30 protein-coding genes are annotated in these 26,995 nt (G+C 70.4%); 25 read left to right on the top strand and 5 right to left on the bottom strand.

The annotated features are described in order from the left end of the window. Positions 1-2: 2 nt before the first annotated feature. Entirely contained in the window at positions 3-1,148 is a 1,146-nt protein-coding gene (locus GEV10_20240; GenBank protein MQA80778.1) for a hypothetical protein, read from the bottom strand. After that, positions 1,145-1,696: a SigE family RNA polymerase sigma factor gene (locus tag GEV10_20235; GenBank protein MQA80777.1), complete on the bottom strand. Its 552-nt coding sequence runs from the start codon at positions 1,694-1,696 to the stop codon at positions 1,145-1,147. The genes GEV10_20240 and GEV10_20235 overlap by 4 nt, the downstream gene beginning before the upstream one ends. 147 nt (positions 1,697-1,843) lie before the next feature. On the opposite strand from GEV10_20235, the gene GEV10_20230 reads away from it, so the two are divergent. From GEV10_20230 to GEV10_20200, 7 genes are all read left to right on the top strand, one after another. Next, a complete protein-coding gene (locus GEV10_20230) occupies positions 1,844-2,188 on the top strand; it encodes an HIT domain-containing protein (GenBank protein ID MQA80776.1) in 345 nt (114 codons plus the stop codon). Positions 2,189-2,319: 131 nt separating this feature from the next. Then, positions 2,320-3,351: an AAA family ATPase gene (locus GEV10_20225; GenBank protein ID MQA80775.1), complete on the top strand. Its 1,032-nt coding sequence runs from the start codon at positions 2,320-2,322 to the stop codon at positions 3,349-3,351. 39 nt (positions 3,352-3,390) lie between these two features. Continuing rightward, positions 3,391-3,837: an rRNA maturation RNase YbeY gene (ybeY, locus tag GEV10_20220; protein MQA80774.1), complete on the top strand. Its 447-nt coding sequence runs from the start codon at positions 3,391-3,393 to the stop codon at positions 3,835-3,837. 17 nt (positions 3,838-3,854) lie between these two features. Then, positions 3,855-5,186, top strand: coding sequence for a DUF21 domain-containing protein (locus GEV10_20215; protein MQA80773.1), 1,332 nt, complete (start codon positions 3,855-3,857; stop codon positions 5,184-5,186). Then, complete coding sequence (locus GEV10_20210) at positions 5,170-5,484, top strand: cytidine deaminase (protein MQA80772.1); 315 nt, start codon at positions 5,170-5,172, stop codon at positions 5,482-5,484. Before GEV10_20215 ends, GEV10_20210 begins: the two co-directional genes overlap by 17 nt. A gap of 103 nt (positions 5,485-5,587) precedes the next feature. Further along, positions 5,588-6,499, top strand: coding sequence for a GTPase Era (locus tag GEV10_20205; protein MQA80771.1), 912 nt, complete (start codon positions 5,588-5,590; stop codon positions 6,497-6,499). Continuing rightward, positions 6,465-7,250, top strand: coding sequence for a CPBP family intramembrane metalloprotease (locus GEV10_20200; protein ID MQA80770.1), 786 nt, complete (start codon positions 6,465-6,467; stop codon positions 7,248-7,250). Before GEV10_20205 ends, GEV10_20200 begins: the two co-directional genes overlap by 35 nt. 57 nt (positions 7,251-7,307) lie before the next feature. Here the strand turns inward: GEV10_20200 and GEV10_20195 are convergent, their stop codons facing one another. Next, positions 7,308-7,568, bottom strand: coding sequence for a hypothetical protein (locus GEV10_20195; protein ID MQA80769.1), 261 nt, complete (start codon positions 7,566-7,568; stop codon positions 7,308-7,310). Next, positions 7,565-8,572 carry a peptidase M4 family protein gene (locus GEV10_20190; GenBank protein ID MQA80768.1) on the bottom strand — a complete coding sequence of 336 codons (1,008 nt, stop codon included), beginning with the start codon at positions 8,570-8,572 and terminating at the stop codon, positions 7,565-7,567. The genes GEV10_20195 and GEV10_20190 overlap by 4 nt, the downstream gene beginning before the upstream one ends. Positions 8,573-8,877: 305 nt before the next feature. Here GEV10_20190 and leuA point away from each other — a divergent pair, with 305 nt between their 5' ends. From leuA to GEV10_20175, 3 genes are all read left to right on the top strand, one after another. Next, positions 8,878-10,563: a 2-isopropylmalate synthase gene (leuA, locus tag GEV10_20185; protein MQA80767.1), complete on the top strand. Its 1,686-nt coding sequence runs from the start codon at positions 8,878-8,880 to the stop codon at positions 10,561-10,563. Between the two features lie 53 nt (positions 10,564-10,616). Then, positions 10,617-11,348, top strand: coding sequence for a DNA repair protein RecO (gene recO, locus GEV10_20180; protein ID MQA80766.1), 732 nt, complete (start codon positions 10,617-10,619; stop codon positions 11,346-11,348). 104 nt (positions 11,349-11,452) lie between these two features. Then, on the top strand, positions 11,453-12,262 hold the full coding sequence (locus GEV10_20175) for an isoprenyl transferase (protein ID MQA80765.1): 810 nt from the start codon (positions 11,453-11,455) through the stop codon (positions 12,260-12,262). Between the two features lie 201 nt (positions 12,263-12,463). On the opposite strand, the gene GEV10_20170 is transcribed toward GEV10_20175, so the two are convergent. Beyond that, positions 12,464-12,781 carry a hypothetical protein gene (locus GEV10_20170; protein ID MQA80764.1) on the bottom strand — a complete coding sequence of 106 codons (318 nt, stop codon included), beginning with the start codon at positions 12,779-12,781 and terminating at the stop codon, positions 12,464-12,466. 306 nt (positions 12,782-13,087) lie between these two features. On the opposite strand from GEV10_20170, the gene GEV10_20165 reads away from it, so the two are divergent. From GEV10_20165 to GEV10_20095, 15 genes are all read left to right on the top strand, one after another. Further along, positions 13,088-13,405: an antibiotic biosynthesis monooxygenase gene (locus tag GEV10_20165; protein MQA80763.1), complete on the top strand. Its 318-nt coding sequence runs from the start codon at positions 13,088-13,090 to the stop codon at positions 13,403-13,405. An 85-nt stretch (positions 13,406-13,490) separates the two neighbouring features. Further along, complete coding sequence (locus tag GEV10_20160) at positions 13,491-14,870, top strand: glycine--tRNA ligase (GenBank protein MQA80762.1); 1,380 nt, start codon at positions 13,491-13,493, stop codon at positions 14,868-14,870. 44 nt (positions 14,871-14,914) lie between these two features. After that, the gene (gene dusB / locus GEV10_20155) at positions 14,915-16,081 is read left to right on the top strand and encodes a tRNA dihydrouridine synthase DusB (protein ID MQA80761.1); all 1,167 of its coding nucleotides are present in this window, start codon (positions 14,915-14,917) and stop codon (positions 16,079-16,081) included. 125 nt (positions 16,082-16,206) lie between these two features. After that, the gene (locus tag GEV10_20150; GenBank protein MQA80760.1) at positions 16,207-17,040 is read left to right on the top strand and encodes an FCD domain-containing protein; all 834 of its coding nucleotides are present in this window, start codon (positions 16,207-16,209) and stop codon (positions 17,038-17,040) included. After that, positions 17,037-18,413, top strand: a complete 1,377-nt coding sequence (locus GEV10_20145; protein ID MQA80759.1) for an amidohydrolase family protein — start codon at positions 17,037-17,039, stop codon at positions 18,411-18,413. The genes GEV10_20150 and GEV10_20145 overlap by 4 nt, the downstream gene beginning before the upstream one ends. Further along, complete coding sequence (locus tag GEV10_20140; GenBank protein ID MQA80758.1) at positions 18,410-19,435, top strand: LLM class flavin-dependent oxidoreductase; 1,026 nt, start codon at positions 18,410-18,412, stop codon at positions 19,433-19,435. Before GEV10_20145 ends, GEV10_20140 begins: the two co-directional genes overlap by 4 nt. 39 nt (positions 19,436-19,474) lie before the next feature. Then, entirely contained in the window at positions 19,475-20,374 is a 900-nt protein-coding gene (locus GEV10_20135) for an alpha/beta fold hydrolase (GenBank protein MQA80757.1), read from the top strand. Positions 20,375-20,378: 4 nt separating this feature from the next. Continuing rightward, positions 20,379-21,389: an LLM class flavin-dependent oxidoreductase gene (locus GEV10_20130; protein ID MQA80756.1), complete on the top strand. Its 1,011-nt coding sequence runs from the start codon at positions 20,379-20,381 to the stop codon at positions 21,387-21,389. A gap of 64 nt (positions 21,390-21,453) precedes the next feature. Further along, entirely contained in the window at positions 21,454-22,602 is a 1,149-nt protein-coding gene (locus GEV10_20125) for a hypothetical protein (GenBank protein MQA80755.1), read from the top strand. Between the two features lie 54 nt (positions 22,603-22,656). Beyond that, entirely contained in the window at positions 22,657-23,445 is a 789-nt protein-coding gene (locus tag GEV10_20120) for an ATP-binding cassette domain-containing protein (protein MQA80754.1), read from the top strand. Positions 23,446-23,456: 11 nt separating this feature from the next. Further along, positions 23,457-24,206 carry an ABC transporter permease subunit gene (locus GEV10_20115; protein MQA80753.1) on the top strand — a complete coding sequence of 250 codons (750 nt, stop codon included), beginning with the start codon at positions 23,457-23,459 and terminating at the stop codon, positions 24,204-24,206. Positions 24,207-24,222: 16 nt separating this feature from the next. Then, positions 24,223-25,050, top strand: a complete 828-nt coding sequence (locus tag GEV10_20110) for an ABC transporter permease subunit (GenBank protein ID MQA80752.1) — start codon at positions 24,223-24,225, stop codon at positions 25,048-25,050. 12 nt (positions 25,051-25,062) lie between these two features. Continuing rightward, complete coding sequence (locus GEV10_20105) at positions 25,063-25,761, top strand: isochorismatase family protein (GenBank protein MQA80751.1); 699 nt, start codon at positions 25,063-25,065, stop codon at positions 25,759-25,761. After that, entirely contained in the window at positions 25,758-26,201 is a 444-nt protein-coding gene (locus GEV10_20100; GenBank protein ID MQA80750.1) for a cupin domain-containing protein, read from the top strand. Before GEV10_20105 ends, GEV10_20100 begins: the two co-directional genes overlap by 4 nt. Continuing rightward, positions 26,194-26,613: a RidA family protein gene (locus tag GEV10_20095; GenBank protein MQA80749.1), complete on the top strand. Its 420-nt coding sequence runs from the start codon at positions 26,194-26,196 to the stop codon at positions 26,611-26,613. Before GEV10_20100 ends, GEV10_20095 begins: the two co-directional genes overlap by 8 nt. The last annotated feature ends 382 nt before the right edge of the window (positions 26,614-26,995 follow it).

Raw genomic sequence — 26,995 nt, 5'->3', positions numbered from 1 at the left:
CGCTACCCGGTGACGGTGAAGGAGACCGACTCCTCGTGCCGCCGGCTGCCGCCTGCCTGCTCGAACGTCTCGAGCACGTACGAGCCCGGGTCGAGCGTGACGCTCCGGCTCCAGTCGCCGAAGCCGTCGGTGCCGGTGTCGGCCGAGCCGCTCTTGACCACCGTGCCGCCGCTGAGCACCTGCCACTGCACCTGGCCGCCGTCGTACGCCCCCGTGCCGGAGATCGTCACCGGTGAGCCGACCGTGGCGCCGGGGTCGGGCGAGCTGATGGTGTTGAACGGCCGGGTCAGTGCCGAGTCGCCGCGGCCGACGCCGCCGGGGTCGATCGGGAGGACGCCCCAGAAGGAGGACACCGCCGCCCCGCCGACACGTACCTGCACCGTGCTCGCCGACGGTGCCGCGGCGAGGCCGGTGTAGACGACCTGCTTGAGCGCCGCCCGCGCCGCCTCGGCGGAGGAGCTGGCGCCCGACCCGCCGGCGCCGGAGAGGTCGACCCGCAGCGTGTCGCCGACGAGCTCGGTGTCGACCACCGTCGTGCCCGACTGCCAGACGTTCGCCGACCGCGCCTGCGGGTTGGTCTCGTAGATCGCGCTGAACGCGGCCTCGGCGCGCTGGGTCTGCCGCTCCCGCTTGGTGCCGTGCACGGTCACCGTGCGGCTCGACTGGGTGAGCTCGTAGCCGCCCGAGGTGCGCGAGATGAAGTAGACGGGCACGCTGACCGTCGCGGGAGGCGGCGGACCCGTGGAGCTGTCCGACGGTTCGCTGGTGTGGGTCGACGCGCTGTGCGACGGCTCGTCGGTCGGGGACGCGGAGGTCGTCTGCGTCGAGCCCGCGGTGGTGCCGGCGGCGCTGGGGGAGGAGCCGCCGCCGAACGGCTGCGCGACCCCGGAGACCTGACCGATCGCGACCGCCGTCACGAGCCCGAGCGCGATGACACCCACCGAGCTCGCGGCCGCGAAGGCCGGCCGGGCGAGGAGCGTGTCGCGGGTGCGCGCCCACCAGGAGCCCTTGCCCTCGCTGATCCGCCCGCGGATGCGCGCGAGGCCGTCGCCGCGCGGCGTGACGTCGTCCGCGGCGGAGGTGAGGGCGGCACGGAGCCGCTCCTCGAACGGGTCCTTCCCGGTCTCATCGCCCGTTGTCCCGCTCATGTCGGCTCACCCCCCTTCTCGCTCGGTGCGTCGACCTTGTGCGGCTCGTCGTGCAGCAGCTCGCGCAGCGCCGCCACCCCCCGGAACGCGTGGCTCTTGACCGAGCCGCGGCTGATTCCCATCGCCTCCGCTATCTGTGCCTCGGAGAGGTCACCGTAGTAACGCAGCACCAGCGTCTCGCGCTGGCGCACCGGCAGCTTGTCGAGGGCGGTGAGGACGGCGTCGCGCTCCACCGCTCCGAGTGCGCCGTACTCGGCGCTGGGTGCGTCAGGCCCCGGCGTGGGCGCGTACTTGACCTCGACCTTGCGTCGACGCAGGGCGGACCTGGCCCGGTTGACGACGGCCTGTCGCAGGTACGGCAGCGCGCGTTCCTGGTCGCGGAGCCGGCGCCACGCGCCGTGCATCGCGACGAAGGAGTCCTGGACGACGTCCTCGGCGCTCTCGGGGTCGCGCAGGAGCAGTGCGGCGAGTCGGACCAGCGACCGGTAATGGGCGCTGTAGAGCTCGGTGACGGCCTCGTCGGCCTCCCAGCGAGACTCGACCACAATCTCCCGTTCCGCTCCGAGCGGTACCGTGGCGATGGTCACGCGCCTACGACGCCCCGATGCCGCTCCTGGTTTACCGTGACTGGTCGACTACCTTGCCATCCGCAACACGCCTGAACGCACCGGCCCGACCGAATCCGGGAGGACAAAGTGGCCGACTGCCTGTTCTGCAAGATCGTCACGGGGGAGGTGCCCGCGAGCGTCGTGCGGGAGACCGATCGGGTCGTCGCGTTTCGTGACATCAACCCGCAGGCGCCGACCCACGTGCTCGTGATCCCCAGGACCCACTACCCGGACCTCGCCGACCTCACGAGGCGTGACCCCGCGCTGCTCGCCGAGGTGCTCGACACCGCCGTTCTGGTCGCCGAGGACGAGGACATCGTCGAGCCCGGCTACCGGGTGGTGTTCAACACCGGTGCCGGAGCGGGGCAGACGGTGTTCCACGTGCACGCCCACGTGCTGGGCGGACGCGGGCTGGGCTGGCCGCCGGGCTGAGGTTCGGCGTCGCGCCGTTGGGTAGGGTTCGTGACGCCCGCGAATGGGGGCGACCGTGGGGGCGCGAGCCCACTACCATGGGACCGACTACGTCGGATCGAGCAGGAGAGGCGGGGCGGCCGACACCGCGCATGGCTGACACCCAACACGCCCCACGGGCACAGACCAAGATCGTCGTTCCCGGTGACCACACGATGGTCGCCCTCCTCGGCTCGCGCGACGAGCTGCTCCGCGTGATCGAACGCGCGTTCGAGTCCGACATCCACGTCCGCGGCAACGAGATCACCGTGACGGGCAAGGAAGAGGAGAACGCGCAGGTCGCGACCCTCATCGACGAGCTGCTCGCACTCCTCGCGAAGGGCACCCAGCTCACGCCCGACGCCGTCGAACGGAGCGTCGCGATGCTCCGCGACAGCGAGCCGGAACGCCCCGCCGACGTGCTGACCGTCGACATCCTCTCGAGCCGCGGTCGCCGGATCCGGCCGCGCTCGCTCAACCAGAAGCGCTACGTCGACGCGATCGACAAGCACACGCTCGTCTTCGGCATCGGTCCCGCGGGCACGGGCAAGACCTACCTCGCGATGGCCAAGGCGGTGCAGGCGCTGCAGGCCAAGCAGGTCAACCGGCTGATCCTGACCCGCCCGGCGGTCGAGGCGGGGGAGCGGCTCGGCTACCTGCCGGGCACGCTGTACGAGAAGATCGACCCGTACCTGCGCCCGCTCTACGACGCCCTGCACGACATGGTCGACCCCGACTCGATCCCGCGGCTGATGGCCGCCGGCACGATCGAGGTGGCACCGCTGGCGTACATGCGCGGCCGCACCCTCAACGACGCGTTCATCATCCTCGACGAGGCGCAGAACACCTCGCCCGAGCAGATGAAGATGTTCCTCACCCGGCTCGGCTTCGGGTCGAGGATCGTCGTGACCGGCGACATCACCCAGGTCGACCTGCCGAACGGCCAGCGCAGCGGCCTGCGCGTCGTGCGTGACATCCTCGACGGCATCGAGGACGTCCATTTCACGCAGCTGACCAGTCGTGACGTGGTCCGCCACCAGCTCGTCGGCCGGATCGTCGACGCCTACGAGAGGTACGACACGGCCGAAGGTCCGGCAGAGCTCGCCTCGGCGGCGCGGGCCGGAAAGCGACGGCGTGGCCGCTGACGACCCCTGTAGACCCGGGGACACGGGACGGCGGTCGCGATGAGCATCGAGATCGCCAACGAGTCCGGCGTGACCGTCGACGAGGGCGACCTCGCCGGTCTGTGCCGGCACGTCCTCGACGAGATGCGGGTGAACCCGCTCGCCGACCTCTCGGTGCTGCTCGTCGACACCGCGGCGATGACCCGCTTGCACGTGCAGTGGATGGACGAGCAGGGACCCACCGACGTGCTGAGCTTCCCGATGGACGAGCTGCGCCCAGGGCGTGACGGCGGCGTCTCCGATGCGGGCCTGCTCGGCGACGTCGTGCTGTGTCCCGAGGTGGCGGCCAAGCAGGCGGCCACCGCGGGGCACTCGACCGCCGACGAGCTGTCCCTGCTGTGCGCGCACGGCATCTTGCACCTGCTCGGCTACGACCACGCCGAGCCAGACGAGGAGAAGGAGATGTTCGCGCTGCAGCGCAACCTGCTCGAGAGCTGGCGATCGTGACCAGCGCCGGCGCCTGGCTGCTCGTCCTCGCCGCCTGTCTCGTGGTCGTCGCCGGTCTCCTGGCCGCGTCGGAGACCGCGCTGTCCCGGGTCTCCCGCGTCGACGTCGAGGACGGCGTGCGCGAGGGACGCAGGGGAGCCGGGCGGCTGCAGGAGCTCGTCCGCGAGCCGTACCGCTACCTCAACCTCGCCCTGCTGCTGCGCAAGGCATGCGAGGTGACCGCGTCGGTGCTCGTCGCCGTCGTGCTCGTCGGGGCGTTCCGCCGCGACGCGGTCGCCGTGCTGGTGGCCGCCGGCTGCATGGTGGTCGTGTCGTACATCGCGGTCGGGGTCGCCCCGCGCACTCTCGGCCGGCAGCACGCCGCGGCCGTCGCGCGCGCGGTCGCGTCGCCGATGTACTGGCTGGGCCGCATCCTCGGCCCGCTCGCCCGGCTGCTCATCATGATCGGCAACGCGCTCACGCCGGGCAAGGGGTTCCGGCAGGGCCCGTTCGCCTCCGAGGCCGAGCTCCGCGACCTCGTCGACCTGGCCGAGGAGAGCCGGCTGATCGAGGACGACGAGCGGCAGATGATCCACTCGGTCTTCGAGCTCGGCGACACCCTCGTCCGCGAGCTGATGGTGCCGCGCACCGAGATCGTGCTGATCGAGCGCGACAAGACCCTGCGGCAGGCGATGTCGCTCGCCCTGCGCAGCGGCTTCTCGCGCATCCCCGTGGTCGGGCAGAGTGAGGACGACGTCGTCGGCATCGCGTACCTGAAGGACGTCGTGCGCCGCGTCCACGACGAGCCCGACGCCGAGGCCGGCGAGCGGGTCGAGCAGGTCATGCGCGACGCGTACTTCGTGCCGGACAGCAAGCCCGCCGACGACCTGCTCCGCGAGATGCAGGCCAAGCAGGTGCACGTCGCGATCGTGGTCGACGAGTACGGCGGCACGGCCGGGCTCGTGACCATCGAGGACATCATCGAGGAGATCGTCGGCGAGATCACCGACGAGTACGACGTCGAGGTGCCGCCGATCGAACGGCTCGACGACGGCCGGCTGCGGGTAACCGCCCGGCTGCCCGTCGAGGACCTCGCCGACGAGCTCGACATCGAGATCGAGGAGGAGGGCGTCACGACGGTGGGCGGGCTCCTCGCACAGGCGCTCGGCCGCGTGCCCATCCCCGGCGCGACCGCGCGGCTCGCCGGGCTGCGGCTCACCGCGGAGAGCGCCGTCGGCCGGCGCAACCGGATCCTCACCGTCCTCGTCGAGCGGCTCGTGCCGTCGAACGGGCGCGATTCCACCGACCGCGGCCACGGTGACCAGGCGGAGCACCCCGAGCGTGCCGAGGAGCATGTCGATGTCCGATAGCGAGCTCACCGACCCCGAGGACGCGAAGCTCGCCATGCTCGCGCGCGCCGCGCTCGCCCGCGGCTCCGCGGCCGAGGCCGCCGCGGTGCGTGACGAGATCGGCCGCACCTACGTCGCGTCGGCGGTCCGACTACCCTCGCTGCGACTGACGGCGCTCGAGGTCGCGGTCGCCCAGGCGGTGTCGAGCGGTGCGAGCGGGCTCGAGGCCGCGGTCGTGCTGACCTCGGCCGACGACGTCGACGACCGGGTCGTCCGCGACCTGTCGGCCGACGCCCCCGTCCACATCGTCCGCCCGTGACGGTGCTCCCCGCCGTCCTCCGCCGCTCCGCTCCTCGCTCCGTGGGTGCCTGGACCCGGTGTGCGCTTCGGGCCGCTGCGATGCTCGCTTTGGAGGCCGGCTCATGAGGGACGACGAGACGGCCGGCCCCTTCCGGTCGGGGTTCGTGTGCTTCGTCGGCCGGCCCAACGTCGGCAAGTCGACGCTGACCAACGCGCTCGTCGGGCAGAAGATCGCGATCACGAGCAACCGGCCGCAGACCACCAGGCACACCGTCCGCGGCATCGTGCACCGCAGTGACGCGCAGCTCGTGCTGGTCGACACCCCCGGCCTGCACCGCCCGCGCACGCTGCTCGGCGAGCGGCTCAACGACGTGGTGCTCGGCACGCTCACCGAGGTCGACGTGATCGGCGTGTGCCTGCCGGCCGACGAGCGCGCGGGACCGGGCGACAGGTTCATCATGGAGCGGCTGCGCGAGGTCGCTGACACGCCGGTCGTGGCGGTCGTGACGAAGACCGACCTGGTCGACCACCGGCGCGAGCTGCCGCGCCGGCTCCTCGAGGTCGGGGAGCAGGCGCAGTTCGCCGACGTCGTACCGGTATCGGCGACGTCCGGCGCGCAGATCGACGTGCTCGCCGGGGTGCTCGCGGGGCTGCTGCCGGAGGGGCGTCCGCTGTATCCCGACGGCGAGCTCACCGACGAGCCCGAGCAGGTGCTGGTCGCCGAGCTCGTCAGGGAGGCGGTGCTCGAGGACGTCCGCGACGAGCTGCCGCACTCGATCGCGGTCACCGTGGAGGAGATGAGCCGGCGCGACGGCAGGGATCTCGTCGACGTCTACGCGACCGTCTACGTCGAGCGGTCGAGCCAGAAGGCGATCGTGATCGGCCGGCAGGGCGCGCGGCTGCGCGACGTCGGCGGGCGGGCGCGGCGGCAGATCGAGTCGCTGCTCGGCTCTTCGGTATACCTGGATCTCCACGTCAAGGTGCTCAAGGACTGGCAACGTGACCCACGACAGCTCCACCGGCTTGGTTTCTGACATCACGCCGCCGTGGCCCCCCGCCGACGGGTTCGTCCCGGCGCGGCGCCGCCGTCCCCGGTGGGGGCTGCCGAGCGCGCTGATCGGGCTCGTGATCTTCATCGGCGTCCAGCTCGTGGTCGGCGTCGCCGTCGTCCTGGTGATCGCGGCGAGCGGCGGCGACCTGGACGACCCGCCGACCCTCACGCTCGGACTCGTCAGCCTGCTCCCCGCCTACCTCGCGGTGCTGCTGTGGCAGTACCTCGTCGCACGCCGCAAGGGCGCGGGCATCGCGGTGGAGTACGGCCTCAGGTTCCGGTGGTACGACCTGTTCACCGGCGTCGCGGGCGGCCTCGCCGCAATGGGGCTGGTGCTCGGCGGCACCCTCGCGATGTCGAAGCTCACCGGCATCGAGCCGTCGAGCAGCGTCGGCACGACGGTCCTGGAGAGCACGCAGAGCGGTCCGGTGCTGTACGTCTTCCTGCTCGTCATCGCGTTCCTCGGCCCGTTCGTCGAGGAGCTGCACTTCCGCGGCATGTGGTGGAAGGCGTTCCGCAACCGCTTCGGCCCGGTGCTCACGCTGCTGTTCACGAGCGCGATCTTCGGTGCCATCCACCTCGAGCCCGTCCGCATGGTGGGGCTGCTGCTCGGCGGCATGGTGTTCGGCGTGCTTCGGCTCCTGTTCGACCGGGTCGGTCCCGCCCTCGTCGCCCACATGCTCGTCAACAGCGTCGCCGCCGGCTCGCTGTTCTACGAGCTGGTCCTGACGTAGCCCAGTCTCGCTCGACCCCACCCTCGCTGGGGTCCCCAGTGGGGGAGGGATGACGCGTCAGGTGCCGGCGGCCAGTACCGTCCGCAGGCGGCCGGCGACGTCGGCCGGGAGTGCGCGCTCGTCCACCGTGAGCTCGGGCTCGTCGCCGAGGCGGACGTGGTAGCTGAACGCGTCGGGGGTGCCGGCCGGTGCCAGCGCGGCCGCCGTGCGCAGGGCCGTGACGAACAGGTGGACGGTCTCGTCGGCGTCGTCGAGGTCGGCGGTGCCGGTGCGGGTAAGGCCGGTGACGCCCCCGCTGCGGCGGACCGTGATCCTCACGTCAGCACCTTGACGTCCGTCCACGCCTTGCGGACCGCCTCCTGGGTCTCCGCGTCGACCGAGGCAGCCTGGTCGACCGTCGCCTGCGCGAACGTCGCGAAGTCGACGTCAGCGGCGAGCGAGCCCGACGTGAGCACCTGGTACCAGACGAGGCCGGCGCGCTCCCAGGCGTTGCCACCGAGCGCCGTCGCGGCGAGGTGGAAGGCGTGGTTGGGGATGCCGGAGTTGATGTGCACGCCGCCGTTGTCGTCGGTCGTCTCGACGTAGTCGTCCATCGTGGCCGGCTGCGGGTCCCTGCCGATGCGCGGGTCGTCGTACGCGGTGCCGGGCGCGGCCATCGACCGCAGCGCCTTGCCCTCGACGTCGGGACCGAACAGGCCGGCGCCGATCAGCCAGTCGGCCTGGTCGGCCGTCTGGCCGAGTGCGTGTTGCTTGGTGAGCACGCCGAACACGTCGGACAACGACTCGTTGAGAGCGCCCGACTGTCCCTCGTACGTGAGGTTGGCGGTGTACTGCGTGACGCCGTGGGTGAGCTCGTGCGCCGTGATGTCGAGCGGCCCGGTGAACGCCAGGAAGATGGTGCCGTCGCCGTCGCCGAAGACCATCTGGTCGCCGTTCCAGAACGCGTTGTCATAGCGGTCGCCGTAGTGCACCGTCGCGATGAGCGGGAGACCCTGGCCGTTGATCGAGTCGCGCTGGTAGGCCTCGGAGTAGAACGTCCACGTCGCGCCGAGATGGTCGTACGCGTCGTCGACGGACTTGTCGCCCGAGGGATCGCCGCCCTCCTCGCGCTTCAGCTCTCCCGGCAGCGTCTCGGCGTTGCCGGCGTCGTGGACCGATCGGTTGGCGTCGCCCGGCTCGGCCGCGGGCCGCGGCGTGCGGCGCCAGTCGCGGTGCGTGGTGTCGAGCTCGATGGTGCGCTGTGCCAGGGCGGCGAGGCCGGCGTCGTCGGCGTTGCCGAGCGCGTCGAGCAGGAACGGGGGAACGATCGCGCAGTAGGTCATGCCGTCCACCCTGACACCTCGGTACGACGCGTGCCCAGCGGACGACGGAGCGCGTCGGTCGTCGTGGACGGCTCGTCTCACGTAATGGACGGGGCCGGCTGGGCGAATCGCGTGACGGACGGTAAGGTAGCGGCTGTCATGCGGTACGCGTTCCTCCTCCTTCGCTGCCGCGACGGGGCTTAGCCAGGCCGGTCACCCGTCGCGGAGCGCAGTCGTGCCCCCGGCCGAACGACCCACCTCCCTCGTCCGCAGGGACCCGCCGTGAGGACTCACCGATGACGCGCATTCAGCAGCAGCCCAGTGGCATGCCGATCCACCGGTACCATCCGTTCCCCGCCGTCGACCTCCCCGACCGCACCTGGCCCACGCAGGCGATCACGAAGGCGCCGCGCTGGCTCTCCACCGACCTGCGCGACGGCAACCAGGCGCTGATCGACCCGATGACGCCGGTACGCAAGCGGGCGATGTTCGACGTGCTCGTCCGCCTCGGCTACAAGGAGATCGAGGTCGGGTTCCCCTCCGCGAGCCAGGCCGACTTCGACTTCGTCCGCGAGCTCGTCGAGCAGGACCGCATCCCCGGCGACGTCCAGATCTCCGTGCTCACCCAGGCCCGCGACGAGCTCATCGAGCGGACGGTGCAGAGCCTGGTCGGCGCGAAGCGGGCGACCGTGCACCTCTACAACGCGTGCGCGCCGGTCTTCCGCCGCGTCGTCTTCGGCTTCCCCGGCGACGGGCGCGACGAGACCAGGCGGATCGCCGTCGAGGGCACGCAGCTGGTGAAGAAGTACGCCGAGCAGTACCTCGGCGACTGCGACTTCGGGTACGAGTACAGCCCCGAGATCTTCATGGACACCGAGCTCGACTTCTCCCTCGACGTGTGCGAGACGGTCATGGACGCCTGGGAGCCGGGCCCCGACCGCGAGATCGTGCTGAACCTGCCGTGCACGGTCGAGCGCTCGACGCCCAACGTCTACGCCGACCAGATCGAGTGGATGAGCCGGTCGCTGACCCGCCGCGAGCACGTCGTGTTGTCCGTGCACACCCACAACGACCGCGGCACCGCCGTCGCCGACGCCGAGCTCGCGGTCATGGCCGGCGCGCAGCGGATCGAGGGCTGCCTGTTCGGCAACGGTGAGCGCACCGGCAACGTCGACCTCGTCACGCTGGGCCTGAACCTGTTCAGCCAGGGCGTCGACCCGCAGATCGACTTCTCCGACATCGACGAGATCCGCCGGGTCGTGGAGTACTGCAACCAGCTGCCCGTCCACCCGCGGCACCCGTACGTCGGCGATCTGGTCTACACGGCGTTCTCCGGCTCGCACCAGGACGCGATCAACAAGGGTTTCCAGGCCCTCGAGCGCGAGTCGGCCGAGACCGGCGTGCCCGTCGGCGACTGCCGCTGGGAGGTCCCGTACCTCCCTGTCGACCCGAAGGACGTCGGCCGCACGTACGAGGCGGTCATCCGGGTCAACAGCCAGTCGGGCAAGGGCGGCATCGCCTACATCATGAAGGCGGAGCACAACCTCGACCTGCCCCGCAGGCTGCAGATCGAGTTCAGCCACATCGTCCAGGCCGAGACCGACGCCGAGGGCGGCGAGATCGAGCCGGGCCCGATGTGGGAGATCTTCGACCGCGAGTACCTGAGCGTCGCCGGCCCGCTGCGCCTCGACTCCCACCGGATGTCGTCGGCCGACGGCAGGGACGACGAGTTCACCGCGCAGGTGCACATCGGCGACGAGCCGCGCGAGCTGCACGGCACCGGCAACGGCCCCGTCGCCGCGTTTGTCGACGCCATCGGCAGGGCGGGATTCGACCTCAGGTTCCTCGACTACAGCGAGCACGCGCTCACGGCAGGCGACGACGCCCAGGCGGCGGCGTACGTCGAGTGCGCCATCGCCGGCCGCGTCCTCTGGGGCGTCGGCGTCGACGAGAACATCGTCACGGCCTCGCTCAAGGCGCTCGTCTCGGCCGTCAACCGCGCGGCGCGCTAGAGCCCGTGCCGGGCATCCGCCTGATCGTCACTCCGACCTGAGACGATGAGGCCGTGAGCCTCTATCGGGACGAAGGGGTTGTCCTCCGCACCCACAAGCTGGGCGAGGCCGACCGCATCGTCACCGTGCTCATGCGCCGCTACGGGCGGGTGCGCGCCGTGGCCAAGGGCGTGCGCCGCACGACGTCGAAGTTCGGCTCGCGGCTCGAGCCGTTCACCCACGTCGACCTGCAGCTGTACGAGGGGCGCTCGCTCGACATCGTCACCCAGGCCGAGAGCGTGCGGCCGTACGGCGAGCGCATCGCGACCGACTACGCGCGCTACACCGCGGGCACGGCGATGCTGGAGACCGCGGAGCGGCTCACGCCCGAGGAGCGCGAGCCCTCGCTGCAGCTGTTCCTCCTGCTCGTGGGCGGGCTGCGCGCGCTGGCCGACGGCACGCACGCCTCCGGCCTGGTGCTCGACTCGTACCTGCTCCGCGCCCTCGCGGTCGCCGGCTGGTCGCCCGCGCTCGGCTCGTGCGCGCGCTGCGGCGCCCTGGGCCCGCACCGCTGGTTCTCCGTGCAGTCCGGCGGCGTCGCGTGCGTCGACTGCCGCCCGGCGGGGTCCGCCAACGCGTCGCCCGAGGCGATCCGGCTGCTGGGTGCCCTGCTCGCGGGCGACTGGGAGGTCGCCGACGCGAGCGGGCCGAGCCACCGGCGCGAGGCGACCGGCCTCGTCGCCGCGTACCTCCAGTGGCACATCGAGAACGGCCTGCGGTCGTTGCGGATGGTGAGCCGCCCGTGAGCGCAGGAGCTGAGGAGAGAGCCGCAGGTAGGGGTCGCGACGCCTCCCGGGCCGAGCAGGGCACCGTCGCGACACCTGCCGGAGGCGAGCGACGAAGCGGGCGCGTGGGAGCGCTGACGGCACGCTGGCCGCGCGACGTACGCCCGCCGAGCGTTCACCCGTCCGGCACCAGGGCGCCGGCGATCCCCGCCGACCTCGTGCCGGGGCACGTCGCGATCGTCATGGACGGCAACGGGCGGTGGGCGAAGCAGCGCGACCTGCCGAGGATCGAGGGGCACAAGCGTGGCGAGGCGGCGTTGCTCGACGTGGTCGAGGGCGCCATCGAGCTCGGCGTGCGGTGGGTGTCGGCGTACGCCTTCTCCACCGAGAACTGGAAGCGCCCGCCCGACGAGGTCCGCTTCCTCATGGGGTTCAACCGCGACGTCATCCGCCGCCGGCGCGACTACATGCACGAGCTCGGCGTGCGCGTGCGCTGGGCGGGGCGGCCGCGACGGCTGTGGCGCAGCGTCATCAAGGAGCTGCAGGTCGCGGAGGAGCTGACGAAGGCGAACGACACGCTGACCCTGACCATGTGTGTCAACTACGGCGGTCGGTCGGAGATCTCCGACGCCGCCCAGGCCCTCGCCCGCGACGTCGCCGCCGGACGTGTCGACCCCGAGCGCGTCGACGAGCGCGTGTTCGCCCGCTACCTCGACGAGCCGGAGATGCCCGACGTCGACCTGTTCCTGCGCTCGTCCGGCGAGCAGCGCACGTCGAACTTCCTGCCCTGGCAGTCGGCGTACGCCGAGCTGGTGTTCCTCGACACGCTCTGGCCCGACTTCGACCGCCTCGACCTCTGGCGCGCCTGCGAGATCTACGCCTCCCGCGACCGCCGCTACGGCGGCGCGGTCCCCAACTTCAGCTCGGGCCCGTGAACCGGCGCCCTGACTCGTGAGGGGCACCCTCACCGCGCACCTCGACCTGTGAGGGGCACCCTCACCGCACCCTGACACGGTGAGGGTGCCCCTCACGGGCCTGGCCATACGGTGAGGGTGCCCCTCACAGGTGCGAGCTCCCACCGTCGCGGCGGAAGGTCGAAGAACCTCTCGTTCGTGGCCATCGCGTCGTCACCTCGGTCAGGTCGCGTAGGCGAAGTAGCCGGCGGCGGCCACGACGACCAGCATGGCGAACACGCGGAACGCGCGGTCGCCCTTGCCGAGCGTCGGCCACGACACGAACGCGAGCCAGCACAGCACCACGGCGAGCAGGACGAGCAGCAGGCCGCCGATCACGCCCTTGACCAGCAGGGCGGCGGCGAGCAGCCCGAGCATGAGGACGAACGGCACCCAGCGGGGGAGCCGGTGCATGAAGACGAGGACGGTCGCACTCCTGCGCTCCAGCCTGGCGCGCAGCGGTGAGGCGTCGGGCGTGGCGAAGCTGTCGCCCTTCGGCAGCGGGCGTTGGCCCGCGGAACGGCGCGGTCGGGTGGGACCTGCGCCCGACCGGCGCTGGCCGGCGCGTCGCCGGTTCTGCTGACCTGACCTCTTCGCCATGGGCGTGTCTCCTTATGGCGTTCGGAGCGAGCGGCGTCCAGGGCGGTCAGTGGCGGTGGCGGAGGACAAGCTTGTACCGGACGTACTTGCGAGCTCCGACAACGCCGCCAATGGCCGTCCTGGGCGTCGCGCAGCCCGGACAGTCATAAGGAGACACGCCCATGGTGCACCATTCAAGCAGGCAACGCAGACGCGAGGAGGGCGACCGTGCTGGCGGTCACGAGACATGAGGTGCCGGAGGCCGACGACGCGTCGTTCCGCGAGCGCGCCGCCGAGATGCTCGACGCGCTCTCGGCCTGTACGGGATACGTCAACGGCCGGGTCGGTCGCGCCCTCGACGACCCGGCTGCGTGGGTGATCATCACGGAGTGGGAGAACGTCGGGGCGTACCGGCGCGCTCTGTCGTCGTTCGACGTGCGGGTCCGCGCCGTGCCGCTACTCGCGACCGCGCGGGACGAGCCCAGCGCGTTCGAGGTGTTGCTCGACGGCGAAACCGGTTCGAGGCCGAGCGACCGCGCCAGCTAGTCTCGTCACACGACGTCGTCGTCCGACTCGGTACGGTGTCGGACTCCCGACGACGACCGCCGACTGCCAGCCGGATGGAGAGAACGTGCCCGCCGATCGCACCGAGAAACTCGTCAACCTCAGCAAGCGCCGTGGTTTCGTCTTCCCCAGCGGAGAGATCTACGGCGGTACGAGGGCGGCGTGGGACTACGGTCCGCTCGGCGTCGAGCTGAAGGAGAACGTCCGCCGCCAGTGGTGGCGGTCGATGGTCCAGCTGCGCGACGACATCGTCGGCCTCGACTCCTCGGTGATCCTTCCCCGCAAGGTGTGGGAGGCGTCCGGCCACATCGACGAGTTCGTCGACCCGCTGACGGAGTGCCAGTCGTGTCACCGGCGCTTCCGCCCCGACCACCTCGAGGAGGCGTACGAGGCGAAGCACGGCCACCTGCCGGCCAACGGCCTCGACGATCTCGCCTGCCCGAACTGCGGCACCCGCGGCGCGTTCACCGAGCCGCGCATGTTCAACGCGATGCTGAAGACCTACCTCGGCCCGGTCGAGAGCGAGGACGGCCTGCACTACCTGCGGCCCGAGACGGCGCAGGGCATCTTCGTCAACTTCCTCGCGGTCATGCAGTCGGCGCGCAAGAAGCCGCCGTTCGGCATCGCGCAGACCGGCAAGTCGTTCCGCAACGAGATCACGCCGGGCAACTTCATCTTCCGCACCCGTGAGCTCGAGCAGATGGAGATGGAGTTCTTCGTCGAGCCCGGCACCGACGAGGAGTGGCACCAGACGTGGATCGACATCCGCACCGACTGGTACACCGACCTCGGCATCGCGCGTGACAACCTGCGGCACTTCGAGCACCCGCAGGAGAAGCTCTCGCACTACTCCAAGCGCACCGTCGACATCGAGTACCGCTTCGACTTCGGTGGCAAGGAGTTCGAGGAGCTCGAGGGCATCGCGAACCGCACCGACTTCGACCTGTCCACCCACGCCAAGCACTCCGGCCACGACCTGTCGTACTTCGACCAGCAGAAGAACGAGCGCTGGACCCCGTACGTCATCGAGCCGGCGGCCGGCCTCGGTCGCTCGGTGCTGGCGTTCCTGCTCGACGCGTACCACGAGGACGAGGCGCCGAACACCAAGGGCGGCGTCGACAAGCGCACCGTGCTGCGCCTCGACCCGAGGCTCGCGCCGGTCAAGGTCGCCGTGCTGCCGCTGTCGCGCAACGAGCGGCTGTCGCCTGCGGCGAGCTCGCTCGCGCAGGAGCTGCGGCAGCGGTGGATGGTCGAGTTCGACGACGCGAGCTCGATCGGTCGCCGCTACCGGCGGCAGGAGGAGATCGGCACTCCGTACTGCGTGACCGTCGACTTCGACACCCTCGACGACCAGGCCGTGACGATCCGCGAGCGCGACTCGATGGCGCAGGAGCGGGTGGCGCTCGACCAGGTCACGTCGTACCTCGCCGAACGCCTGCCGGCCTGACCTCGCTTTCGCGGTTCGCGCCGCGGCGGCGACAATGGACCGTGATGTCCGCGCTCACGTACGACTCACCCGCACGCCCGGCACGCCCGGGCGAGTTCACCTCGTTCCAGGTCGGGCCCTACCCGGTCTGGCCGCCGGTCGAGCTCGCGCCGATGGCCGGGGTGACCAACGCGGCCTACCGCACCCTGTGCCGCGGGTACGGCGCCGGGCTGTACGTGAGCGAGATGGTCACCGCCCGTGCCCTGGTCGAGCGGCGCCCGACGACGCTGCGGATGGTCGAGTTCGAGCCGTGCGCGCGACCGCGCAGCGTCCAGGTGTACGGCGTCGACCCGTCGACGGTCGAACGCGCCGTCGCGGTCCTCGTCGAGGACGGTCTCGCCGACCACGTCGACCTCAACTTCGGCTGCCCCGTGCCGAAGGTGACCAGGCGCGGCGGCGGCTCGGCGCTGCCGTACAAGCGCCCGCTGCTGCGCCGCATCGTCCGTGCCGCGGTGCGCGCGGCCGGCCCCCTGCCCGTGACCGTCAAGATGCGCAAGGGCATCGACGACGAGCACCTCACGTACCTCGACGCCGGCCGGATCGTCGAGGACGCGGGTGCCGCCGTCGTGGCGCTGCACGCGCGCACCGCCGCCCAGCACTACGCCGGCCACGCCGACTGGTCGGCGATCGCCCGGCTGAAGGAGTCGGTGTCGATCCCGGTGCTCGGCAACGGCGACATCTGGGAGGCGTCCGACGCCGTCACGATGATGCGCGAGACCGGTTGCGACGGCGTCGTCGTCGGCCGCGGCTGCCTGGGCCGCCCGTGGCTGTTCCGCGACCTCGTCGACGCCTTCGAGGGCCGCGACGCCCGCGTCCGCCCGTCGCTCGGCGAGGTCGCCGGCGTCATGCGCAGGCACGCCACGCTGCTCGCGGAGCACCTGGGCGAGGACAAGGGCGCGCGCGAGTTCCGCAAGCACGTCGCCTGGTACCTCAAGGGCTTCCCGGTCGGCACCGACCCCCGCCGCGCGCTGGCCATGGTCGGCGACCTCGCCGAGCTCGACACGCTGCTGGCGACGCTGGACCCCTCGGTCCCGTGGCCGACCGACAACGAGTCGCTGCCCCGCGGCCGCCAGGGCAGCCCGCGCCGCGTCACCCTCCCGTACGGCTGGCTCGACGACCCCGACGACCCCACCCCACCCGCGGGCGCGGAGCTCGACATCAGCGGCGGCTGAGCCGTCCCCGGGCCGGCTGGGCCCGAACCCGTGAGGGGCACCCTCACCGTGCCATGACGCGGTGAGGGTGCCCCTCGCCGCGTTTCGGTGCCCGGCCCGGACACACCAGGATCGTACGCACTTCGATGAACTGTATGGAAGATCTTGACATGTATACAATCCAACCGGAAGATGTACGAACCGCGAGAGGGGCACGCATGCCGGAGAGCCAGACCGTCGAGGCGTTGGGGCCCGTGGTCGTCGAGCCAGGTGTGCCACTGGCGGACGGCGTCTACCGCGCCCTCCAGGCCGCGATCAGCGACGGCGTCCTCGCGTCAGGCGCGCGGCTGGTCGAGACCGAGCTGACGGAGAAGCTCGGCGTCAGCCGGACCCCGGTGCGCGAGGCGTTGCGGCGACTGCAGTCCGAGGGCGTCATCGAGGCGCGTCCGCACCGCGGGTTCGTCGTGGTCGACCTCATGCAGGAGGCCGAGACGATCTACTCGATCCGGCAACGGCTCGAGGGGCTGGCGGCGTCGATCGCGGCGCAGCGCATCACCGTGCCCGAGCTCAACGCGCTCGACGCCCTGCAGACCGAGATGGACCGGCTGATCGAGGACCTGACCCCGGCCAACGCCGAGCGGATCGCCGACCTCAACCGGGAGTTCCATGCGGGCGTCAACGGCGCATCGCAGAGCACGCATCTGCTGCGACTCATCGCGGCCATGTCGCCCACGCACCTGCTGCGCATGGTGACGAGCCAGTACTCCGAGGAGACGTTGCGGCAGTCGATGGCGTCGCACCGCAGGATCCTGCAGGCCCTGTGGAACAGGGACGGCGACCTCGCCGACCGGCTCGTGCAGGAGCACGTCGGTCACGGCAAGGCGGTGGTCGTCGACATGGCCCGCAACCCCGCCGACGTCAAGGTCGTGCGGCAGGGACTCAGTCGACTCGGCGAGAGGGATGAGGGAACCACCAGATGAGCAACTACCAGACCCGGATCAGTGGCGGCCAGGTGATGGTGCGGGGGCAGCTCGTAGGCGCCGACCTGCTCATCGACGACGGCGTGATCGCGGGAATCGTCGAGCGCGCCAGCACGGCGGAGGCCGCCGAGGTGATCGACGCGACCGGGCGGGTGGTGCTCCCCGGCATCATCGACACCCACGCGCACACCCGGGAGCCCGGCTACACGCACAAGGAGGACTTCCTCTCCGCGTCGCAGGCTGCGGCCGCGGGTGGCGTGACGACGATCATCGACATGCCCAACGTCGAGCCGCCCACGGACACGACCGAGAGGTTCAAGGAGAAGCAGGCCCTCGCCGACGAGAAGTCGATCGTCGACTGGGGTCACTGGGTGGCGGGTACCAACGTCGATGAGATCCGAAAGATGGCCGAGGCCGGTGCGACCGGCTACAAGATCTTCCAGGTCTCCGGCGCGTACCCGCACGACCCGCGGCTCGCGGTCAACGACGAGGGCAGGCTCGTCGGGGTGCTCCGCGCGATCGCGGAGACAGGTCTGCCAGCGCTGATCCACCCGTTCAACCAGTCGCTGTTCGAGAAGCTCTCGGCCGAGGCGTTCGCCGCGGGCAAGCCGCCGAACCATGTGACCTTCGGCGAGGTGTACACGACCGAGGAGATCTGGCACACCGCGGTCAACACGCTCATCAACCTGCAGCGGCTGACGGGTGTGCGCCTGCATGTCGTGCACACCCACTCGGCCGGCAGCCTCCGGCTGATCAGGCAGGCGAAGGAGGCCGGTCAACGGGTCTCGTGCGCCGTCGACCCGAAGTACTACCACCTGACCCGCGACGACCTCGACACGCTCAAGGGTCGTGCCTGTCCCGGCGGCTTCATCACCGCCGACGAGGAGCGGATGGCGGAGATCTGGCGCTCGCTCGCCGACGGCACCATCGACATGATCGACTCCGACCACGCGCCGCACACGCGCGAGGAGATCGAGGTGCTCGAGCACGACGCGTGGAACGCCGCGATGGGGTCGCCGCAGTACGACTACCAGTACGCGATCGTCCTCGACGACATCGCGAACGGCAGGCTGACGCTGTCGCGCGCGGTCGAGCTGATGTCCGAGGAACCCGCGCGCTTCGTGGGTGTGTACCCGAAGAAGGGCGTGCTGCTCCCCGGGTCCGATGCCGACCTCGTCATCGTCGACATGGACAAGAAGGTCACGCTCACCGACGAGGGCCTCTACACCAAGGTGGGCTGGACCCCGTACCTCGGGCGTACGGTCACCGGCGCGGTGGAGCTGACCATGCTGCGCGGCACCGTCATCGCCCGCGACCGCAAGGTCGTCGGCACGCCGGGGTTCGGTCGGTACGTCGCCGGGAGAGCCCAGTGACCCGGTATGCCGACGACCACCGACCGCTCGACCGTACGCCTGCGGGCATGACGTACGGCGTGCTCGCGCCGCACTTCGGCGAGCACGCCACGCCGAAGCGGATCATCGACGGCGCGGTGCTGGCCGAGCAGGCCGGGTTCGAGGCGATCTGGGTGCGCGACCATCTGATCTGGCAGCCGCACGGCATGGAGGGCACCGACCAGACCTTCGTCGAGGCGTTCGCGTGCCTCGCCGCGATCGCCGCGCGGACGACGAAGATCCACCTCGGCACGGCGGTGCTGATCCCGATCAGATGGCCGTTGAAGCTCGCGCAGGACTTCGCGTCACTCTCGTTCCTCGCCGGCGGACGTGTGATCGCGGGTCTCGGTCTCGGCAGCGGGCAGAACGAGCTCGGCGCGGCCGGCTTCCGTCGCAAGGACCGCAAGCCCATCTTCGTCGAGACGACGAAGATCCTGCCACTGGTCTGGGAGCACGACTCCGTCAGCTTCGACGGCACGATGTTCTCGTTCGAGGACGTCACGATCGAGCCGAAGCCGGTCGAGAAGATCCCGATGTGGTACGGCGGCACCACCGAGATCTCGGTGCGCAACGCCGTCGACCACTGCCACGGCTGGATGCCCGGCCGCATTCCTCTCGCCACGCTCGACGCGCGACTCGAGCTCCTCGACGACCTCAGCGCGCAGGCGGGCAGGCGGGTCACGAGGTCGGCGATCCCGCTGGTGAAGGTCGACCGTGACCGCAACGTGGCGCGTTCCGGCATCGACGTCGGCGCCCTGGCCGGATCGTCCGAGGCGAGCAGTACCTGGGTGATGCCGAAGGGCGGCTTCAACACCGTCGACGACCTGCGCGGCATCGTGTGCGCGGGCGAGCCCAAGGAGATCGTCGAGCAGGTCGCGGAGCTCGGCGAGCGCGGCCTCGACCACGTCGTGTTCGACCTGCGCCTGCAGTACGACGACTACGAACGCACCCTCGACCTGATCGGCGAAGAGGTGCTCCCACAGCTCAGGTCGATTCGGGCCTGACATCTACGCGCAGTCGCGACGAGCGAAGGGATTCCGGCGATGGCGGAGACGTGCCGGTTCTTCACGACGGGTGGGGCGGCGATCGGTGCCGACCTCTACCTGCCCGAGAGTCGTGCAGCCGGTGAGCCGGTGCCCGGCATCGTCTACTGCCTCGGCTTCGGCAGCGTGAAGGACCAGGTCGCCGCGTGGGGCGAGCGGCTCGCGGCCATGGGCTTCGCAGTGCTGGTGCCCGACTACCGCGGGTTCGGCGGCAGTGAGGGCATGCCGGGACGGATCGTGCCCACCGAGCAGGTCGACGACCTTCGCGCGGCGGTGACGTACCTGGCCAGCCGCGACGAGGTCGACGACTCGCGTCTCGTCGCGCTCGGCGTGAGCACAGGCGGCGCCAACTCCGTCTACCTCGGCGGCGTCGACCCGCGGATCACAGCGGTGGTGTCCGTCGTCGGCTGGGGAGACGGTGAGCGGCACATGCGCGCCCTGCGTCGCCACCACGAATGGCTCGACTTCCTCGCCCGCGTGCACGAAGGGCGTGTCCGGCGCGTGCTCGAGGGCAAGGACGAGCCGATCGATCCCGACGAGATCCTCGTCCGCGACCCCGAGGCGGTGCGCTGGCGGCAGGAGATGCTCGAGAGGCACCCCGCGATGCGCTTCGAGACCACTCTCGAGTCGGCGGAACGCATCATCGAGTTCCGGCCAGAGTCCGTCCTCCCGTACACCGACGGCACGGCGCTGCTCGTCGTCCACGCGGAGGACGACGCGCTCGTCCCGGTCGACGAGGCGGTGTCGATGCACGGCAGGGCGTGCGAGCCGAAGGGCCTCGTGGTCCTGCCCGGCGTCGCCCACCACGGTGTCCACGAGGGTGCGGCGTTCGAGGAGTGTCTGCGGCTCGCCGGCGACTGGTTCGACACGTACGCGGGCCGGTCGGCCGGGGCGGTGTGACGGCATGTCGGGCAGCGAGCGGAACGCCGACGCGCGGGTGACCTTCGGCCTGCTGCTGCCCCACTTCGGCAGCGACGTCGACGTAGGCGGTGTCCTCGAGCTGGCCAGGAGCGCGGAGCGGTACGGCTTCAGCTGCGTGTGGGTGCGGGACAGGCTCACGGCGGCAGCGCCGCACGGGCTGTTGCTCGAGGCGGGTGGCACCTGCTTCCTCGACCCGTTGCTCACCCTCGCGTCGGTCGCCTCGGTCACCAGCACCGTCGGGCTGGGTACGGCGGTCCTCACCCCGACCCGGCACCCGGTCAAGCTGCTGCAGGACCTCGGCACGCTCGACCGGCTCGCCGCAGGTCGCCTGCGGCTCGGCGTTGGCCTGGGGGTGAGCGAGGCCGACATGGCCTCGGTCGGAGTTCCCGGCGCCGACCGCAAGGAGCTGTTCACCGAGTACATGGACGTACTCGGCCGCGGCCTGCGCGGCGGCCCCGTCACGTACGACGGCACCTATTTCCAGGCGGACGCCGTGACCATCGAGCCGGCACCCCCCGCGGACCTGCCGATCTACTACGGGGGCACGAGCCGCGCGGCGGTGCGCCGGGCGTTCACGTACGGCGAGGGCTGGATCGCGGGGCGGCTGCCGCTGGACATGTTCGCCGAACGCATGCGCCTGGTGCGCAAGCTCGCCGGCGAGCACGGCCGCGACATCGACGTGGTCACCATGCCGATCACCGTGGTCCACGAGGACTCGGTGACAGCAAGGCACACCGTGCGCGACGCGGTCACCCGGCTCGCCGAGAGCGCGGAGGGCTCCACGTCGTGGCTACGTCCCCCGTCGGGGAGGTTCGAGACGATCGAGGACCTCTCCGGTCTGCTCATCGCGGGCAATCCGCAGGAGTGCGCCGCCGAGGTGCGCAAGCTCGCCGAGGTCGGGGTCCGGCACATCGTCTTCGACCTCCGCGTCGACTTCCCCCACGCGCACGAATCGGTGGCGCTACTCGGGGAGCAGGTGCTGCCGGAGTTCTGACCTCCGGTGCTGGTCGTGGACACAACCGGGGACGGATGACGAACGGGGGCAAGGAGATGGTGAGATGTCAGTGACACAGCGCAGAGCCGGCCTGTCGCGGCGGGACTTCCTCCGCGCGACCGCTCATCTCACGGGTGCGACCCTCGTCACCGCAGGACTGGCGTCGTGCGCCGGCTCGGGTGAGGAGAAGGGCGGCGTCAAGCAGGTCAGCTTCATCCTCGACTGGATCCCCAAGGGGCAGACCGCGCCGTTCTACATCGCGCTCGAGAAGGGGTATTGGGCGAAGCGTGGGCTCGCGGTGCAGCTGCAACGCGGGTTCGGGTCCGGCGACACCGCGGTACGGATCGGGCGCGGTGAGGCGCAGTTCGGCTGGGCCGGCGTGTCCGCGGTCATGGACTCGATCGCGAAGGGCCTGCCGCTGCGCGAGGTCGCGGCGACGACCACCACGCACCCGTCGGCGATCTTCGCGCGCAAGGGACTGAAGGTGAACGGTGCGCGCGACCTCGTGGGGCACACCGGAGCGGACAACGCGACGGGCGAGAACAACGCGGTCATGCGCGCGTACTGCGCGAAGAACGGGCTCGACTACGACAAGGACATCAGCTGGCGCTTCATCAAGGACGCCGGCATCGCACAGGTCGTCGGCGGTCAGGCCGACATGATCATCGACTGGATCACGAACCTGCCGGAGTGGTGGCTGCAGAAGCCGCCCGTCGAGCCGAACACGTTGTGGATCGCCAAGGACCTGGGCATCTACGGCAACGGGATCATCACCACGGAAGAGGTGCTGGAGGACGATCCCGAGCTGGCGAGGAACTTCCTCGGCGGCGCGCTCGAGGGCTACCAGTACACGATCGAGAACGGCGCCAAGGGGCAGCGGGAGGCCATCAAGGCGCTCTTCAAGTACAACCCCGAGATCGCCGCGCAGCCGAACGCGGAGGAGCTGCATCTCGCCAACCTGCAGCTCTACCTGTCGCTCATGCTCGTCAAGGAGACGAGCGACCACGGCATCGGGTTCTTCGTGCCGGAGAAGGTCGACCGCACCCTCGCGTTCATCAACGAGCACCTGCTCGACAAGCCGCTGAAGCGAGAGGACGCGTTCGGGCTCGACATGGTCGAGGACGGCGAGTTCGAGGTCGACATCGAGAAGGGCCGGGCAGCGCTAGAGACCGTCGCGGGCCGCAAGAACCCGTTGCTGCCGCAGCTGACCTGACCGACCACGGCCTGGCGGCCCACGATCGAGGCGTGAACGAAGGAGCAGGACGAGATGATCGATCTCCAGGACGTCACCCACACGTTCCATGCCGAGGGTCGACTCACCACAGCCCTCACCGACATCACGGCGCAGGTCGACGACCGTGAGTTCGTCAGCATCGTCGGGCCGAGCGGATGCGGTAAGAGCACCCTGCTGCGCATCGTGGCGGGGCTGCTCCCACCGTCGCGCGGGCAGGTCGTCGTCGACGGCACCGCGGTGTCGGAGCCGCTCGGCGACATCGGCTTCGTGTTCCAGAAACCGGTGCTGTTCCAGTGGCGCACGGCATTGGACAACGTCCTCTTCCCGTACGAGGTACGTGCGCAGCAGGACAAGGCGATGCGGGCACGCCGTGAGGAGTTCCGCGAGCGTGCGCGCTCCCTGCTCGACCTCGTCGGGCTGTCCGGTTTCGAGAAGGCGTACCCGCGGGAGCTGTCCGGCGGCATGGGGCAGCGCGTGGCGATCTGTCGCGCGCTGCTGCTCGATCCCGCGTTCCTGCTGATGGACGAGCCGTTCGGGGCGGTCGACGAGTTCACTCGCGACCGGCTCAACGTCGAGCTCTTGCGCATCTGGGAGGGCACGGACAAGACCGTGCTCTTCGTGACGCACCATCTTCCCGAGGCGGTGTTCCTGTCCGATCGGGTGATCGTCCTGAGCGCCCACCCCGGTCGGGTCGTGGCGGACATCACGATCTCGCTCGACCGGCCGAGGAGGCCGGCGATCCGCGACAGCGTGGCGTTCCTCGAGGAGACGCTCCGGGTGCGCAAGCACCTCCAGTTCGACGAGACGCCGTCGCGGGCCTGAGGCGGACGACCATGACACAGAACGTTCGCCGCTTCACCGACCCGGCCGTCTTCGTGGTCGCGGTCGTCGCCGTGTGGTGGTCGGTCACCGAGCTGACCGGCATCCACACCGTGCTGCTGCCCAGTCCTCTCGACGTGTGGAGCATCCTCAGCACCAGGTTCGGCCTGCTGCTCACGAGCATGCTCGACACGTACCTGGTGACGCTCGAGGGCTTCGGGATCGGTGCGGTCGTCGGCGTCCTCGCCGCGATCGTGGTCAGCTCGTCCCGGCGGGTCCGTGCGGCGGTCTACCCGTTCCTCGTCACGTTGTACGTGATGCCGAAGGCGATCCTCATTCCGTTGTTCCTGCTGTGGTTCGGCCTGGGTGACCTCTACAAGCTGCTCGTCATCGTGCTTCTCGTGTTCTTCCCCGTCTGCGAGAACGTCACGGCCGGCATCAGGGGAGTCGAACGGGAGATGCTGGAGCTCGCCCGGATCTCGCAGGCCACCAGGTGGCAGATCCTGCGCAAGGTGACGATGCCGTACACGTTGCCATTCCTCGCGGCAGGCCTGCGCGTCGGGCTCACCGAGGCGTTCATCGGTGCGGTGCTCGCCGAGGTGCTTGCACCGAGGGACGGGATCGGGTCGCGCATCGCCGAGTCGGTGGCGACGAGCAACACCCAGTTCATCATCGCCGGCATCCTGTTCGTCGCGGCCTTCGGCATCGGCACGTACTTCCTGCTCCATTCCATCGAGCGTCGGCTCCTGTTCTGGCACCACTGAAGGGCTGGAGGATCGGATGTCGATCGACGAGCTGAGGCTCGAGAACACCACCCCCGACGCGGCGGTACGGAGGGGTCGGCGCGGACGCTCCCGTCTGGGCGACGTCGCAGCCTTCCTGACGCTCTTCGCGGTCGTCGTCGTCACCTGGGAGCTGATCCCGCGGTTGGGTGGAGTCTCCGAGTTCGTGCTGCCGCCGCCGAGCCTCGTCGTCGAGGCGATGACCGAGGACGCGGGGCAGTACTGGACGCACGGCCTGGTGACGGCGCAGGAGATCGGTCTCGGGTTCGTCGCGGGTTCCGTGGTGGGTTTCCTCTCCGCGGTCGCGATCTTCTACTCGCCGTTCTTCCGCCGGGCCGTCTACCCGCTGCTGCTGGGCTTCCGGATCGTGCCCAAGGTGGCGTTCCTGCCGTTGTTCCTCATCTGGTTCGGCATCGGCCTCGGCAGCAAGATCGCGCTGGCGACGTTCGCGATCTTCTTCCTCGTCCTCGTGCAGACCATGCTCGGCCTCGCGTCGACCGAGCCGGAGCAGATCGAGCTCGGGCGGTCGCTGCGGATGAGCGAGTTCCTGCTGTTCCTCAAGATCAGGCTCCCGTCGGCGTTGCCCGCACTCATGGTGGGCTTCAAGCTCGCCATCACCTACGCGCTGACCAACGTGATCGTGGCGGAGATGGCCGTCGCGGCGAAGGGCCTCGGCTATGTCGCTGTGCTCGCGCAGTCCGATCTGCGTACCGCCTCGGTGATCGGCGTGATCATCGTGGTGTCGGTGATCGGCCTGATCCTGTACGGCATCGGCCTGCTGATCGAGCGGCGCGTCACGTTCTGGTACGGCAATGACGACGACTGACGGGAGCGTGTGATGACGGCGTGGGCCGACGCGGTGGGCGACGACATCCAGGACCTGTACCGGGCGGCCGGGTACGGCAGGCCGGGCGGGCTCGGCACGTCGCCGGCGGTGCTCGTCGTCGATGTGACGTACGCGTTCACCGGTGAGAGGTCGGAGCCGATCCGGGAGGCGATCAAGCGCAACCCGAAGAGCTCGGGGGAGTACGCGTGGCGGGCGATCGACGCGCTGACCTCGCTGCTGCCCGTCGCGCGCGCGGCCGGGGTGCCGGTGATCTACTCGCGCAACGCGCCCCGTACCACCTCGACCCATGCCGGCGGCTGGGGCAGGAAGCTCGCGGGCGCGTCATCCGGCGTCGGCGACGACATCGTCGCCGAGATCGGGCCGGTCGAGGGTGACCTCGTCGTCGAGAAGACCAAGCCCAGCATCTTCTTCGGCACGCCGCTGTCGTCGTGGCTGATCGACCTCGGGGTCGACACGCTCCTGGTCTGCGGAGGCACGACGAGCGGATGCATCCGCGCGACCGTGGTCGACGCGTTCTCGTACAACTTCCGCGTGGGGCTCGTAGCCGAGGCGACCTTCGACCGGGCCGACCTGATCCAGCAGGTCAACCTCTTCGACATCGGTCAGAAGTACGCGGACGTGATCGACGTGGCGGCCGCGACGGCGTACCTGACGACCCTCCCCGGGTCGCGTGACGGAAACGAGGCATGACGGTGGCCGAGGCGTTCATCAGGAGACGAGACGACGCCAGGCAGGTGCCGATGCGTTTCGACCGCGGCGTCGCGCACCACCTGGTCGGTCCGGACGACGGAGCGTCCCTCGTCGACGCGCACGTCAACGTGCTCAACCAGGACTCCGGCATGGGTCCGTACCACCTGCACGAGAGGGCCGAGAACGTCTACGTCGTCCTCGACGGGATCTTCCGCGTGATCGTCGACGGCAGGCGCTACTACCTCGCCGAGGGCGACGTCGCGTTCATCCCACCGGGCACTCCGCACGCGGCCGGCAGCGCGGGTTTCGGGACGGCGACCGCCATCGAGATCTACGCACCCGCCGGCCCCGACTTCCACATCCTCGACGACCCGACCGACGTGGAGGACGTCGACCGCCCCGAGATCGCCCACCTCCTCCCGGGCGGCGACGATGCCTGAGCCGTCATCGTCGGCGGCGGCGCGGCAGCCCGTCGACGTGTCCTCGTACCACGTGCCCGTGCCCGGCTTCGCCCAGGCGGTGCTGGCCCCGGCCGCCGGCAGGCTGCTCTTCGTCTCCGGCCTCACTGCCCGCGCCGCCGACGGCGAGGTGCTCGCGGTCGGCGACCCCGCGGGTCAGGCGAGGGTGATCCTCGACGCCCTGCGCGCCATCCTGACCGAAGCCGGCGCGGGACCCGAGGCCGTCGTCCGCACGGTGACCTACCTCGTCGACATGCGCCACCACGCCGCCGTACACGAGCAACGCCTCCGCTTCTTCGGCGACCCCCCGCCCGCCTCCACGACAGTAGAAGTGACCCGCCTCTACGACCCGAGCCACCTCCTGGAAATAGAAGCCACCGCCGTCATCCCCTAGAGCGAACGCCCGCCCCGCCCGGCGCCCCTGCCACCCCGCGCTCCCGCCCGCTGCCCCGCCAGCCGCCCCTGAAGGTTCACCTACCGCGTGGACGCTTCGCTGTCGCCATGACGACAGCAAAGCGTCCACGCGGTAGTCGCGCGGCGGGGGCTGGCTGCGGTACTGATCGTGGTTCGGGGTCGTGGTTCCCGGGTGCTGGTGCTGCCGTGATGGGTGCGGCGTGGACGCTTTGCTGTCGCCATAGCTACTTCGACCTGAAAAAGTCGCAGCGTGGCGGTCGATGATGTGGTGGCTGGTGGTGGAGAGGATGGCCTCGAACCCTTGGGCTAGAAGGGATCGAGGCCATCGTGTTCAGAACTGTAAACGATCAGCCGACGTTGTG

The organism is Streptosporangiales bacterium (genome assembly GCA_009379955.1).
In the GTDB taxonomy this organism is placed as follows: domain Bacteria; phylum Actinomycetota; class Actinomycetes; order Streptosporangiales; family WHST01; genus WHST01.
Note: the sequence above shows the minus strand (reverse complement) of the source record. Positions and strands in the feature narration are given on the sequence as shown.